Here is a 12,865-nt window from a genome sequence, read left to right as displayed (position 1 = left end):
AGGATTTAGCTACGCGTTGGATACGATACTCACAAAGCCCAATAGCTTACGCTAGATTCTAATATAATTACCTTTGGGCGATTTAGGACTCGTTATTAATTATGTTTCGCTTCGCTATTCCTTCGCCTTTGATGGCAGACTGGCAACACGTTCTGCGACAATGCTGTAATGTAACTCAAGCTCAGGGACAGCTTTATACTCTGAGCGATACTCAGCAGTGGCTATCGACTGAGGTGTCCACCTCAACCCAAAATCATCGTGCTATCGTCGATGTGATAACGCAAGTTGTCGATCACTTTACGCCGACAGATTTTACAGTTAGCCATACCCCCTTTGAAGAGCAAACCTTGAGCATTGGACCGATTTGGCTACCTAATGGCGAATTGCTTGCCGTACTGACACTGACTCACCCTAATGATCAATCGACGGTTGTTTCGGCATGGCTAAGCGCAATCGCGGGGCGGATCAGCTTTGATATCAACTTGCACTGTCAGCAAGAACAAACGCGACATCAAAGCGCGGAAATAAAGCCAACACCAACACTACAAGAGTTTATCGACTGCCTTGAAGACCACGTATGGATAAAAGGCATGGATGGCCTTTATTCGATGACCAACCGAAGCGTAGAAAACGCGTGGCAAAAAACCAACAGTGAAATCATTGGAAAAGACGATTTTGCCCTGTTTAGCCATGAACGTGCGGAAAAATTCATTGATGCCGATAAATTGGTGGTAGCCACTGGCACGCAAAATATTGTTGAAGAATGCCGTCAAATTGATGAAAACAATAACCCCACTTGGCTAGAAACCATTAAGTCTCCTGTCCGTGATCATGCGGGAAACTTAATCGGCATTCTGGGGATGACACGTAACATCACCCGCCGAAAAATGGTAGAAACGCAGCTCTCCTTAGCGTCCCAAATTTTCAACAATTCGCAAGAAGGCATGGTCATTACAGACCGCAATGCCAACATCATTGATGTAAACACGGCTTTTACCCAAATTACAGGTTACCGCTCTGAAGAGGTGATAGGAAAAAACCCACGAATTCTGCGCTCAGGCCATCATGATCAAGGTTTCTATCAACAGTTGTGGCATCAACTCGAAAACAAAGGCCAATGGAAAGGCGAATTCATCAACAGAAAGAAAGATGGCAGCATTTATCCGCAATTAGCGACCATTAGCGCCGTAATGGACGATAAAAACCACCTTATTAACTACATTTGTGTATTTGAAGATATCTCTGTGCGTAAGGCACACGAAGAAAAGCTGCAGCGCATGGCTTTTTACGATCCATTAACCAATCTACCTAATCGCACTCATTTACTTAGCTTACTCGAGCAACACATCGAAACCGGACACAAAAGCCAGCAGACGTTTGCCACCCTATTCTTAGATATCGACCATTTCAAACACATCAACGATAGTATGGGCCACTTCTGTGGTGACCAATTGCTGTCTAAGTTAGCGATTCGTCTGCAAGATGTGCTTCACCTCAATGCGCATGTGGCTCGCATTGGCGGCGATGAATTTGTGATTATTTTGCCAGACATCCATAGTGATGTTGCCTTACTGGAAACCGTCGGCGATATTCTAAGCGTATTCCAGCAACCATTCGACTTGGCAAACCACGACTCACTTCGTGTCTCGACCAGTATTGGTATTGCCTTGTACCCAAGAGACGGTCAAGACAGTGAAACCTTACTGAAAAACGCAGACACTGCGATGTACTTAGCGAAGAAAAATGGACGCAACGGCTACGCGTTTTACTCACCGGATTTGACCGATAAATCCGTATCCCATGTACGCATTCAATCCGCTTTGCATCAAGCAATAGAAAAACAACAACTCCGGTTAGAATTCCAACCGCAATACAACTTGGAACAAAATACGATTGTCGGCGTGGAAGCTTTATTACGCTGGCAGCATCCAGAGTTTGGCCTTGTACCACCAGCAGACTTTATTCCAATTGCAGAAAAAACAGGGCTGATTCAAAGCATTGGTGAGTGGGTGTTACAACAAGCTTGTTTGCAAGGTAATGCTTGGCTAGACCAGGGCATCGAGTTTGGCAAAATCGCCGTCAATGTTTCTGCGTTGCAGCTTCAGCAGTCAAATTTCATTCAGCGATTAAGTACTATCCTCGATAACACCGGATACCCTGCCCAACGGTTAGATTTGGAGATCACAGAGAGCTTTTTACTGATCGACCCTCAGCAAGCCATTGCATCGTTAAATCAATTACGAGAACTGGGTATTGAGATTTCTCTGGATGACTTTGGAACTGGCTATTCGTCTTTGTCTTACTTGAAAGGTTTGCCAATCAACAAACTGAAAATTGACCGCTCATTTGTCAGTGATGTCCCAAGTAATAGCGACAGCAACGCGATTGTGAATGCCATTATTGCCATGGGAAAAACGCTGTCGTTGAAAGTCGTCGCGGAAGGGATAGAAACTCGGGAACAAGCCGATTATTTATTCGAAAAAGGCTGTATTTATGGTCAGGGATATTTATTTAGTCAGCCAGTGAGCGCTGAAAAACTGTTTCGTTGAACCAGCTTGCTCCTCAAGTCACTCTCGCGGTGCCACGTCCGCGGAGGTGATTTGTTTTGCTTGATTTTGGGTTGATTGGCACAACTCTAGGCGATCAACCAAAATATTGATACAAACCAGTAACGGCACACCGATCAATAGTCCCATTCCGCCCCAAAGCCAGCCCCAAAAAACAAGCCAAACAAAAATCACTAACGGGTTTAAGTTAAACCTTTTCCCCAATAGTGTTGGTGTAACAAACTGACTTTCAATCAAATTGAGCAGTAAATAGATAGACACCACCGTCAGCATAAAACTGACCGACTCCAACTGAAGATAAGCAACAAAGCCAAAGCTCACCATGGATATGACAGGGCCGAGGTACGGCGCAAAATTCATCACGCCTGCAAATGCGCCCCATAGAAATGGATCTTCAAGGCCTAGAACAAAAAACACGGCCCCGACACTCAACCCCAGCCCCGCATTCACTAAAGTGATGGTGCCAATGTATCGAGATAGGTCTTTCTGTAGCGCTTTGACCAACTCAATCGCTTGGCGCTGTTTGGCGAACCCATGTAGGTAAGACACTGACTTTCGAAATAAGCTTCGTCCATGATTGAGCATAAAGTAAACCATAAACAGCACGATCATCGCTTGTGTCAAAATCGTCGGCGTAGTGGTCGCGAGCGTTTTTACCAAAGAAAATACGGTGTTGTTCCCGACCTCATCCATACTCATATCGTTGGCGATATTCAATGGAGTATTAAGGTGATCAGCCGAAGCTTTAGTAACTTCGCTTACTTCTTGCGACACATTTTTCACGATACTGGGCAGCTCAGACCACCATTGCTTGGTGGGCTCCGACATGGCGGCAAGACCAATAATTGAAGCGCCAACGAGGAATGACAGCGTCAACACGACGGTAATAGCACGTGGTAAGCCTTTGTCTTCAAGATAATTAATGAAAGGGCTGCACAGCAGAGAAATAAAGGTGCTAAGCACAATAGGTAACAATATTGGCTTGGCAAAATACAGCCCTGGGACGAGTAACAGGACGAGAAGCGTTGCACCAATCGCAGTGTTGGCAGGAATGTTCAATTTCGCTGTCATAATAAGCTCAGAATCGGTAAGAAAATTTTGCGGTGAAATCCGCTATTAGAGTGGTTCGCCCTCTGTCGTCGCAGCGTTGCTTACTTGTGTTGCTGCATTTCCATTTTGCTCCGCATCTGACTCATCCAGAGAAGCTGCCGCGACCGGCTTTGTGAGCGAATCGGTAATATCAGACACGCTGCTAACCAATAGCCCCATTGACGAAATAGAAGAAGTCAGTCGAGACAATCGACCTGCTTTTGCAGCGGTAACGGCAACGACAGCACTAATGCCTAATGTCGTCCAAGGGTTTTCTCTCACAAACTTCTTGGTGGTAAACGTGAACATTTCCATCGACAAACAACATTGCTCTAGAGATGCTTTACCTTCCATCCGCTTGATCCGCATGGCTCGATTGAGCTTTTGTAGCGAGCGCATCCCACCCCTCCTGTAATTGTTCTGTCGTATTTTTGAATCCAAGAAATCCAACTAAACGCTTCTGCCACCAGGCTAAAGCAAATAATGCCAAGCCTAATGATGTGATAAATACACCCACGGCAACATATACGTTGGCAGTTAACTGATAAGCCACCACCCCAGAGGCAAGGCACAAACTGAATACGAACAATACCGACAATAGGGTAAAAACAACGGTACACAGCAAAATCTGACGCACTGCGGACACGTTAACTTTCATCTCCAAGAGGAACAAATCCAACGTTGAACCTGACCATGCTTTTAGCGATTTCGTCAGTTGGTCCAATTGCGCAAGAATGCTGCTCAAACCATTAATGGTTTGTTGGATATCCTGTTCTTCTGCCCCATCAGGGGCTCGGCCGCTGTCTGAAGCCGCCGAGCCTGATTGCTGATTGGTAACTTGCCCTGAGTTATTCATGTGAAGCCTCGCCTTTCTGTTGTGTGGCTTAATCCTTGGTGACCACTATTATTTGATCAGCTTCGAAACCGCCCAACCAGCAAGGAAGGCACAGCCTATGCTCAGCAATGGGCGCTCCTTGATTACATTTTCTGCCGACTTGGTCGCCTGCTGAACTTGCTGTGCACCGACATCCAGCTTCTCTTTGGCTTGGTCTTTCATCGCGCCAACAGCTTCCGTCGTGGCTTGCTCCGCTAAGTGATATGCTTCTTCTAACTGCTCTTGAGGTTTTACTGTGCTTTCTTTTGTAGTAGCCATAACTAGCCTCCATTAATGAGTTGAGTAGTGAATCAAGTGAAACAATGTTTGACCTCACTTACTCCCTACAAAGCCATATCCATGCCAGAATTTTAAGGTATTGTTTTTTATTGGTTTTATTTTTGTTTCGATAAAAAGCCGTATCTGTACGTGTAATTCTTTCCAGGCTTTCCCCGCCATTCTTGTAATTTTTTCTTAGCGCCTTACCGACTGTTAGCAAGTTATTGCAAAACAAGACATTAAGCCACTGATTAATAAGACTTAAAGTTCATTGGCATACAACCTGCAACTGAAGACGAAACATCGTGTTTGTATTCCATACGCTCAAACACCCCTATCACCAGTAAATAAGGAGTGGCATATGAAAAATGAAAACATCGCCTCAATCATTGAGCTTATCGAAAGCGGAAATGAAATTTACAACAAGGCCATCGAGAACATCGACAACACTTCTTTGAATAATGTGTTGGTAGAACTGCTCAGAGTACGTGAGCGTGCAGTCATTGAGCTCACTCCCTACTCTCTAGCAAGTAACAATGAAGAATCTGCCGACGACACTCCGGTTTCCTACACCATCAAGGCGCGTGAGGTTTACAGCGACGTGATGAAGGAAGTGTCCTCTGACAAAGAGTCAATGTATTTAGAACAGCTTGAAGGTGTCGAAAGCAAGGTACTCAAAGAGATTGAGAATTTGATTACTTCCCACCCAGAGCAGGCGGATAACTCGGTTCTGCTGAAAGTTCGTAGCGATATAAAAAGCTGCAAAGAAAAACTCAGCAGCATCAGCCTTATTAGCTAAAACCTGGTGGTCGCCTTTGCAACAAAGCTCGGTATTGAGCAAAGAAATGGCCAACTTGCTTTGGCCATTTCTGACAAGCCCACAGGCGCATTAACATAACCATCACGAGAAATGTCCCACGACAATAGTCATAAATAAAGAGGTCACTATGACATTGGATAACAATCGAGTAAGGGAGCTACTCGTAAAAATGACACACCATCGCCAAACGTGTTTGCCTCTCGTTAACCCGCAATCACATATGACACTCGCAAGAGCGGCATATCGATTCGTGAAAATAGAAAAAGTGATGATCAAAAAGATGGCGAAGCTGTTCTTCGATCAAGACGGTGAACAATTCATTGCAGAAAATGCCACCGAATACGGCGTTGCCGAGCTAGGTAATTACAAAGAAATGCATTTTATGAATAAATTACTGTTAGATGATTTAAAAGCCCTGCTTAGAGCCATTGACGACACCAACTTAACCGCACTTGTTTCTTATTGGTTAGCTGCTTTACAAGTTGAAAACGATGAAATTGAAAAGCACTTACCTCAGGGTGAGTAATTATACTCGCCCTTCTTTCTTCACTTTGTTTAAACCACATCCCCAATCAACCTAGTAAAAGGTGCAGATAGAAAAAAAGCCGCTGCATCTACTACGCAGCGACCTTGATAGCCTTTTTACGACGCACACCAAATCATCAAACAACACAGAAAAAGCGCCATGTAGAATACGAAGCAAATGGCGCGTTATCCGCGGATTACAGTGTTAAAGCGAAGCTGATTTACGTCTCTGGCCTGGAACAAATACGTTCAATGACTTTGGACGCAGCTTGATTGCCAGTTGCTCATCAGAATACAGTTCACCATCAATCACATACTCAATCGGCTTATTCGCAGAAATAGTGACACTCTGAGCCGTCGCGTATTGAAAATGTGTCGATTCTTCCTGTGCGCCTACGCTCGTTAATGTCAGATCCGACAAGGCGATAAGACGTCCGCCTAAAGACTCGGTGTTATCTAAATATGTGATATGCAGCTTGCCATCATCAGGCTGCGGCGCATCACCACCTTGGGCAAGCAACGTACTAAATGGAGCGATATTCGCAACGACAAAACTATGGACTTCAAGCGTTTGTGTATTATTGTCGTGGTTTCCATCTTCAGTTGGAGCGTCTAACGAAACGGTTAAAGCTTGCGTTTCTTCCGCCACTACAGCATTAAAAAAGCCGGTGAGGTAAGCGAGTTGTCCAAAAACATTTTTCTCTTCTCGCTGAGCGTGCTCGATCATCTTCTGTTCTAGCCCAATACCTAAGACCAATAAAATAAGCCGCTGATTGCAGTCCGCAGTATCAATACGTTGGCAGTGTCCGCCAAGCAACGCTTCACACGCTTTTTCGACCGGTGAGAATTTGGCGCCAACGCCATAGAGCACATGACATAACGCATTGGCAGTTCCGAGCGGAACAATACCGAGTTTTAGGTCGGTATCCACCAATTGGCTAGCCACCTCTGTTACTGTGCCATCGCCACCAGCTACGATGATTTGCTTAGCTCCACTTTCTTTTGCCTGTTGTGTTAGCTGCTCGGCGCTGAGGTTTGTGGTGGTTTGATGAATACTCAAGCGATATTTTTTGGTTAGCTCACGAATCAAGTGCTGTTCGTTTTCCTCCCATTTGCCGCCACCTGAAACAGGGTTAACCACCATCCAAGTGGATTGATCCAGCCCCAGTACGCCTTTTTCACTGATCGCTCGTAACGTCCTAATCTGTAATTTATTCAATCTCGCGGTACTACGTACGTCATTGATTTTTTTCATCACGGATTCAACCGTCAGTGACGGGTCTTTGCTCAGTAAATACGCCGCCACAACAAACACTGAACGACCACGCCCTAACGCACAATGCACAACCACGGCCCGCGAGCACGAGATTTGAGTATCAATCCAGTTAATCGCATGGCGAAGACGCTCTAGCGTCGGGGCTTTGTGGTCGAGTACCGGAATCGAAAGGTAATGAAACTGCTTGTCGGTCATCGCACTTTCAAGACCTGCAAATTCTGCGGTGACATCGACAATACAAGAGATCTCATTGGATTCGAGAAAATCTAAGTCACTCTGAAACAAACGGCGAGATAGGTATAAATTGTCGCTGACTTTTTGGATTGGAGGCACTGTATCACGCCGTCTTTCCCAGGCGTTATATGCTTTAGCCCCCAATAAAAATGGGATGAATGCCCAGCGAATCCATCTGACAATCTTGCCATCTTGGTTTTTTCTAAAAATAGAGGGAATGTCGAATACGTAGGCTACGCTGACCAACGCTAAAGAAAGAGATATCCACAAGAACAGCAGACTAACGATAATTTGAGGCGTATAGATAGCGGCCAATAAACTGATCAGAGCGCCAAGAATATAATATTTGATGATAAACATTCGCTCTCCTTGCCTTCAGCGAGTGCACTTTTTAGTGGAAGTTAGAATACGCGGGGGATTGAGCTTGGATACATGAACTTGAGTAAACGCCTTGATTGAGTGCCTTCCCGTGCCGAAATGGCACGAAAAGGTCCAACACTCTACCTAGCTTGCCATCTCTTCAACATAACCATCCGCTAGTTTCATTTTCTGCTTATCGGTCATTACCTTACCGGCTAACTGGAAGAAACGCTGCTCTTCTTCCTCAAGATGGTGCAACACTTTGTGACGCAAGGTTTTCATTAGGTTGAGCCACGCTGGCGAGCTCATATCGGTTGCATCAAGCTGTGCAATCACTTTATCAATTTCATGATGCTCTGCGATGCCATGGCGAGTGAGATCAATGGTCTTATCGCTATCTATTAAAGGCGCGTAGAAAAATCGCTCTTCTGCCGCTGCGTGCTGTTCGAGTTCCTCTTTAAGGTTGTGGTAAAACTCTTCACGAGCGGGGGAATCTCCAGACGTTTCCATCAGAGCATCGAGTAAAAGGCGCTGCTTTTCATGACTCTCTTTCAGTACATCAAATATGTTTTTCATCTTTGACTCCTTATCTGATTGTAAACAATTGGGACAAAAGGAAGGGCGGTGATTGACCGCCCCTCTCTTACATAGCTATGCGTAAAAACCTAACCTGATTCGGCTAACAATCTTGGTCTTCAGCGTTTAGATTTTCTTTAATGTTTTCACATTCATCTTCAATCGCATTTTGGGTTTCTTCGGCGGCTTCATCTATCTTTTTGCCGGCCTGTTCCATTGGCCCTTCTTCACTACAAGCTGCCAACGCAAACACCAAACCGAATACTGCGGCGATACGGTAAATAAATGACGTAAGTCGCATGTAATCTCCTATCTATTTACGTTTTTTCTTCCCAGCAGAACAATCACTATTGATACAATTAATGACAATAGGAATAGGTAAAATATCACTTGCGCGATAGAGGCAGCAGCTCCTGCAATACCGGTAAAGCCTAATAGTGCAGAAATTAGTGCCAGTGCCAGAAAAATAAACATCCAACGAACCATAGTGTTACCTCCTAATAAAAGTGGGTTAAATCACTCGGCTCGCTATTATTGAACCACTTCTAGCTTATCAATCACCTTATTTACGTCATTGGTGTTATTTGCAATTGAAATTGCAAGATCATGCTCCGCATCTGAATTAACTTTACCTGCCAACGTTACCGTTTTGCGTTCTGTCGTTACATCAATATCCGTACCACTCACATTGGTATCCATTAGTAGGCGCGTTTTAACTATAGTCGTGATTTTAGAATCGGTCAGTGTAGCTAAAGCTTCTGAATCAGTTTCTTTCTTGCCTTCATTCACTACTGACAATTCGTTGTTTACTTTTTTCACACCATCAAGACCAGTAACAAGCTCTTCGGCAAGAGATTTTTCAAGATCATTGTTTACCGAACCAGAAAGGGTAACGACCTGATTCTCAACATCGGTATTGATATCAAAAGAGTTGAGATTGCTGTTTAGCAGTAGTGTGGTTTCAGCTTTACCATCTAGCCAAGCGTCCATGGATTCTTTTTCCCATTTATCACTCGCTAAGACTGCTGTAGATGAAGTAGCAAGAACTGACGTAAGTACAATTTTAGCTGCGATGTTATTCATGGTAATTCTCCTTTATTGACGTTGCACTTCCCTAGGAGCAAACCATGTGCCAACTTTATAACTCATTGTTTTTAAGTGACTAATAAAGGAAAGAGGTAAAAATGAGATGAGCAATAAAGTATAAGCATGAATTATTTACACGTAAAAAATGTAATTTTTAATCGGTGATAAAGCCTCCGTCACTTGTGCCGAAATAACCTGATAAAACAGAAAGGCTATTTATCCAGAATCAATTAATAGCAAAATTATTATTTTAAAAATAAAAATCTGAACAAAAGGAAATATCTACTGATGGCTCTCACCGATATATATCAAAAAGGGGCTAACAACATAAAAATACCGAACAAATCCTTAAATCTATGCTGACAATATTTTGTCTTGTGAAGTGAGAATAATCCACGTACATTGTTTCTGTCATAGTAAAGAGGACATTTCTATGTCGATGCCAAGCCTGTTTCTAAGAATACAAGATCCATCACTTAAAAATGCCATCGCTTCTTGCCAGGAACTGAACAAATTTCGTCTGCATGACATCGATGCCGCAGACCAATGGATTGAAGATTTCCTACAACTCAAACCGGAAGTTGCGATTGTTGAAGTCGCCCACTTTACTAGTGCAGATTATCAACGTCTTTCTAATATCGAAGACATCTACGATATGGACTTGATCATCATTAGCTCAGGCGCTCCAAATGAGAACTTGGATAAGCTGATGAACTTGGGTGCTATTTTTCACTACAGAAAGCCCGTTGATATTGCCATTCTGACGGACACCCTGAGCGAAGTCAGCCAGTACTATCAACACAAACAAGATCAAGGGCGTAAAGTGTCCACCAGCGATCTTGACCAATTTGGTCTTTTGGTCGGCTCTTCCTCTCCGATGCATCAGCTCTATCGTATGATCAGGCGCGTTGCTAAAACAGAAGCCAACGTCCTTATTGTCGGTGAAAGTGGATCAGGCAAAGAACTGGTGGCGCAGACCATCCACTTAGCGAGTGAGCGTAAACAACAGCCCTTTATAGCGATTAACTGTGGTGCCATTAGCCCTGAATTGGTTGATAGTGAACTGTTTGGCCATGAGAAAGGCGCTTTTACCGGAGCAAATAAAACTCACCAAGGTGTATTTAAGCAGGCAGAGGGCGGCACACTATTTTTAGATGAAATCACCGAGATGCCTATCGAGCACCAAGTGAAGCTATTACGGGTGCTAGAAACCGGAGAGTATCGCCCAGTTGGCAGTAATACGGTTCATATCGCTAATACTCGCATCATTGCTGCTACAAACCGTGATCCTAAAATCGCCATTGAGGAGCAGTTCCTGCGTGAAGATCTGTTTTTCCGCTTATCGCATTTCCCATTAACGATACCGCCACTGCGAGAACGAGGCGGTGATATCGTAGGTCTGGCCAAGCACTTTATTGCGCACCGCAACGCCAATGAGGCAAAAACCAAAACGATTCTTGACTCTGCGATCCAAAAAATCGCTGCACACGACTGGCCAGGTAATGTCCGTGAGCTCAAACACACGATCGAGCGTGCATTCATTTTGGCTGATGACACCATCCGAGATGAACACCTTATCTTCGACACACCACCATTGGAAACAGGCACCAGCATCGAAGACCTTGTTCCGGCGGGCGTTTCGCTAGAAGAGCTAGAAAAAGCCGCCATTCTCAATACCCTTGAAGAGAATCAAGGCAATAAAACGGAATCAGCGCAGGAGTTAGGCATTAGCGTGAAAACGCTCTATAACAAACTCGAAAAGTATCAAGACGAGTAACTCGCTATGGGAATACAAAAAGAGCACTGACTTTTATTCAGTGCTCTTTTTGTATCTTATCTTTTATGCAGTTAGGCTGCGTTTGGTGTTTGATTAAACCCACTGCCCCGCAACAAAGCCGCTCGACCAGCACCACTGAAAATTGTAGCCCCCTAGCCAACCAGTCACATCCATCACTTCACCAATAAAATAAAGCCCTTTAATGTCTTTGCATTCCATGGTTTTCGAGGATAAGTGATCAGTATCGACACCGCCGAGTGTCACTTCCGCAGTTCGGTAGCCTTCAGTGCCATTCGGGGCGATATCCCAATGCTCTAGACGCTCCACAATCGCCGCAAGCTCCTTTTGATTGAACTGTTTTAGCGGTTTATCGACTAGCTCTTTACGTTCAATTAAGACTTCAACCAGACGCTTAGGCAGCACTTTGGCAAGCGTATTCTTGAGTGACTGATTTGGATGCTTCTCACGACTGCGTTCTAATAACTCAGCAACATCATCGTTTGGCACAAGATTGATCAACACCTTTTGTCCGGCCCGCCAGAATGAAGAAATCTGTAACACTGCTGGACCAGATAACCCACGATGTGTGAAGAGCAGGGCTTCTTTGAACATGGTGCCATCTTCAGCCGTAATTTCCGCAGGTACCGCGATACCAGATAACTCAGCAAAGTCTTCTTTGTCTTCTTTATGCAGAGTAAATGGTACAAGCCCTGCCGTGGTTGGGATAACTCGAAGACCAAATTGTTCCGCGACTTTATAACCAAATGGTGTCGCTCCCAGTTTTGGCATCGACAAGCCACCTGTTGCGATAACTAAAGACTCACATTCGACAATCTCAGTACCAGCATGCAAACGAAAGCCTTCATCAATTTTTTCAATCGAATGAACATCGCATTGGTAACGCTGCTCGATGTTCGGCATGTCACACTCAGCTAACAACATCTTCACGATATCTTTGGCCGTAAATGCATCGACACAAAACAACTGGCCGTGATCACGCTCTTCGAACTCAATGCCATGTTTACACACCATCGAGATGAAATCCCAGTTAGTGTATTGGGAGAGCGCCGACTTAACAAAGTGCGGGTTTTGACACAAATAGTGATTAGCTGAAACGTCGTAGTTAGTGAAGTTACAACGACCACCGCCCGAGATAAGGATTTTACGTCCTGGCTTTTTAGCATGGTCGAGCACCAAAACACGGCGGCCTCGCTTGCCTGCTTCTGCAGCACACATTAAACCTGCTGCGCCTGCGCCAATTACAACAACATCAAATTTCTTACTCATCGGTAGCTCTTAGACTGATTGGTATCGAATCAAAATAAAAAAGGATGTGCACATTGCACATCCTTGCTTTCTAGGCGCGACATTCTACCGACAAATACCGAAAGGGAAAAGCGCT

At 44.5% G+C, this 12,865-nt stretch carries 14 protein-coding genes; 4 read left to right on the top strand and 10 right to left on the bottom strand.

What is annotated here, in order from left to right; genetic code table 11:
- Positions 1–101: 101 nt before the first annotated feature.
- Positions 102–2,549 (top strand): EAL domain-containing protein, encoded by a 2,448-nt coding sequence (locus R7Q09_RS10580; protein WP_017635024.1) that lies wholly within the window; start codon positions 102–104, stop codon positions 2,547–2,549.
- A gap of 18 nt (positions 2,550–2,567) precedes the next feature.
- On the opposite strand, the gene R7Q09_RS10575 is transcribed toward R7Q09_RS10580, so the two are convergent.
- The 4 genes from R7Q09_RS10575 to R7Q09_RS10560 are packed head-to-tail and all read right to left on the bottom strand — an operon-like array spanning position 2,568 to position 4,809.
- Positions 2,568–3,638 carry an AI-2E family transporter gene (locus R7Q09_RS10575; RefSeq protein WP_318070439.1) on the bottom strand — a complete coding sequence of 357 codons (1,071 nt, stop codon included), beginning with the start codon at positions 3,636–3,638 and terminating at the stop codon, positions 2,568–2,570.
- 45 nt (positions 3,639–3,683) lie between these two features.
- Positions 3,684–4,010 carry a hypothetical protein gene (locus tag R7Q09_RS10570; RefSeq protein WP_005379200.1) on the bottom strand — a complete coding sequence of 109 codons (327 nt, stop codon included), beginning with the start codon at positions 4,008–4,010 and terminating at the stop codon, positions 3,684–3,686.
- Positions 4,000–4,512, bottom strand: coding sequence for a phage holin family protein (locus R7Q09_RS10565; RefSeq protein ID WP_005379198.1), 513 nt, complete (start codon positions 4,510–4,512; stop codon positions 4,000–4,002). Before R7Q09_RS10565 ends, R7Q09_RS10570 begins: the two co-directional genes overlap by 11 nt.
- Before the next feature lie 48 nt (positions 4,513–4,560).
- Positions 4,561–4,809: a hypothetical protein gene (locus R7Q09_RS10560; protein ID WP_005379196.1), complete on the bottom strand. Its 249-nt coding sequence runs from the start codon at positions 4,807–4,809 to the stop codon at positions 4,561–4,563.
- Positions 4,810–5,170: 361 nt separating this feature from the next.
- Between R7Q09_RS10560 and R7Q09_RS10555 the strand changes: the two genes are divergently transcribed.
- Together R7Q09_RS10555 and R7Q09_RS10550 are read left to right on the top strand one after the other, a co-directional pair.
- Positions 5,171–5,608, top strand: a complete 438-nt coding sequence (locus tag R7Q09_RS10555; protein ID WP_005379194.1) for a DUF2383 domain-containing protein — start codon at positions 5,171–5,173, stop codon at positions 5,606–5,608.
- Positions 5,609–5,756: 148 nt separating this feature from the next.
- The gene (locus tag R7Q09_RS10550) at positions 5,757–6,155 is read left to right on the top strand and encodes a hypothetical protein (RefSeq protein ID WP_005379193.1); all 399 of its coding nucleotides are present in this window, start codon (positions 5,757–5,759) and stop codon (positions 6,153–6,155) included.
- Positions 6,156–6,359: 204 nt separating this feature from the next.
- On the opposite strand, the gene R7Q09_RS10545 is transcribed toward R7Q09_RS10550, so the two are convergent.
- From R7Q09_RS10545 to R7Q09_RS10525, 5 genes are all read right to left on the bottom strand, one after another.
- Entirely contained in the window at positions 6,360–8,024 is a 1,665-nt protein-coding gene (locus tag R7Q09_RS10545; protein ID WP_318070438.1) for a diacylglycerol kinase family protein, read from the bottom strand.
- A 144-nt stretch (positions 8,025–8,168) separates the two neighbouring features.
- Positions 8,169–8,600, bottom strand: coding sequence for a hemerythrin domain-containing protein (locus R7Q09_RS10540; RefSeq protein WP_005379185.1), 432 nt, complete (start codon positions 8,598–8,600; stop codon positions 8,169–8,171).
- 103 nt (positions 8,601–8,703) lie between these two features.
- Positions 8,704–8,901: a hypothetical protein gene (locus tag R7Q09_RS10535; RefSeq protein WP_005379178.1), complete on the bottom strand. Its 198-nt coding sequence runs from the start codon at positions 8,899–8,901 to the stop codon at positions 8,704–8,706.
- 8 nt (positions 8,902–8,909) lie between these two features.
- A complete protein-coding gene (locus R7Q09_RS10530) occupies positions 8,910–9,086 on the bottom strand; it encodes a DUF1328 family protein (protein WP_005379177.1) in 177 nt (58 codons plus the stop codon).
- 45 nt (positions 9,087–9,131) lie between these two features.
- Positions 9,132–9,683 carry a BON domain-containing protein gene (locus tag R7Q09_RS10525; RefSeq protein ID WP_005379174.1) on the bottom strand — a complete coding sequence of 184 codons (552 nt, stop codon included), beginning with the start codon at positions 9,681–9,683 and terminating at the stop codon, positions 9,132–9,134.
- Positions 9,684–10,119: 436 nt separating this feature from the next.
- Here R7Q09_RS10525 and R7Q09_RS10520 point away from each other — a divergent pair, with 436 nt between their 5' ends.
- On the top strand, positions 10,120–11,463 hold the full coding sequence (locus R7Q09_RS10520) for a sigma-54 interaction domain-containing protein (RefSeq protein WP_005382945.1): 1,344 nt from the start codon (positions 10,120–10,122) through the stop codon (positions 11,461–11,463).
- Between the two features lie 93 nt (positions 11,464–11,556).
- On the opposite strand, the gene R7Q09_RS10515 is transcribed toward R7Q09_RS10520, so the two are convergent.
- On the bottom strand, positions 11,557–12,750 hold the full coding sequence (locus R7Q09_RS10515; RefSeq protein WP_005382944.1) for an NAD(P)/FAD-dependent oxidoreductase: 1,194 nt from the start codon (positions 12,748–12,750) through the stop codon (positions 11,557–11,559).
- Positions 12,751–12,865: the final 115 nt, after the last annotated feature.

The organism is Vibrio sp. 2130-1, from assembly GCF_033339515.1.
Note: the sequence above shows the minus strand (reverse complement) of the source record. Positions and strands in the feature narration are given on the sequence as shown.

Bases quoted from the DNA above. Each gene is read 5' to 3' on its own strand.
- R7Q09_RS10565 (WP_005379198.1), bottom strand. From the start codon at position 4,512: ATGAATAACTCAGGGCAAGTTACCAATCAGCAATCAGGCTCGGCGGCT.
- R7Q09_RS10570 (WP_005379200.1), bottom strand. From the start codon at position 4,010: ATGGAAGGTAAAGCATCTCTAGAGCAATGTTGTTTGTCGATGGAAATG.
- R7Q09_RS10515 (WP_005382944.1), bottom strand. From the start codon at position 12,750: ATGAGTAAGAAATTTGATGTTGTTGTAATTGGCGCAGGCGCAGCAGGT.
- R7Q09_RS10520 (WP_005382945.1), top strand. From the start codon at position 10,120: ATGTCGATGCCAAGCCTGTTTCTAAGAATACAAGATCCATCACTTAAA.
- R7Q09_RS10560 (WP_005379196.1), bottom strand. From the start codon at position 4,809: ATGGCTACTACAAAAGAAAGCACAGTAAAACCTCAAGAGCAGTTAGAA.
- R7Q09_RS10530 (WP_005379177.1), bottom strand. From the start codon at position 9,086: ATGGTTCGTTGGATGTTTATTTTTCTGGCACTGGCACTAATTTCTGCA.
- R7Q09_RS10575 (WP_318070439.1), bottom strand. From the start codon at position 3,638: ATGACAGCGAAATTGAACATTCCTGCCAACACTGCGATTGGTGCAACG.
- R7Q09_RS10525 (WP_005379174.1), bottom strand. From the start codon at position 9,683: ATGAATAACATCGCAGCTAAAATTGTACTTACGTCAGTTCTTGCTACT.
- R7Q09_RS10580 (WP_017635024.1), top strand. From the start codon at position 102: ATGTTTCGCTTCGCTATTCCTTCGCCTTTGATGGCAGACTGGCAACAC.
- R7Q09_RS10535 (WP_005379178.1), bottom strand. From the start codon at position 8,901: ATGCGACTTACGTCATTTATTTACCGTATCGCCGCAGTATTCGGTTTG.
- R7Q09_RS10545 (WP_318070438.1), bottom strand. From the start codon at position 8,024: ATGTTTATCATCAAATATTATATTCTTGGCGCTCTGATCAGTTTATTG.
- R7Q09_RS10555 (WP_005379194.1), top strand. From the start codon at position 5,171: ATGAAAAATGAAAACATCGCCTCAATCATTGAGCTTATCGAAAGCGGA.
- R7Q09_RS10540 (WP_005379185.1), bottom strand. From the start codon at position 8,600: ATGAAAAACATATTTGATGTACTGAAAGAGAGTCATGAAAAGCAGCGC.
- R7Q09_RS10550 (WP_005379193.1), top strand. From the start codon at position 5,757: ATGACATTGGATAACAATCGAGTAAGGGAGCTACTCGTAAAAATGACA.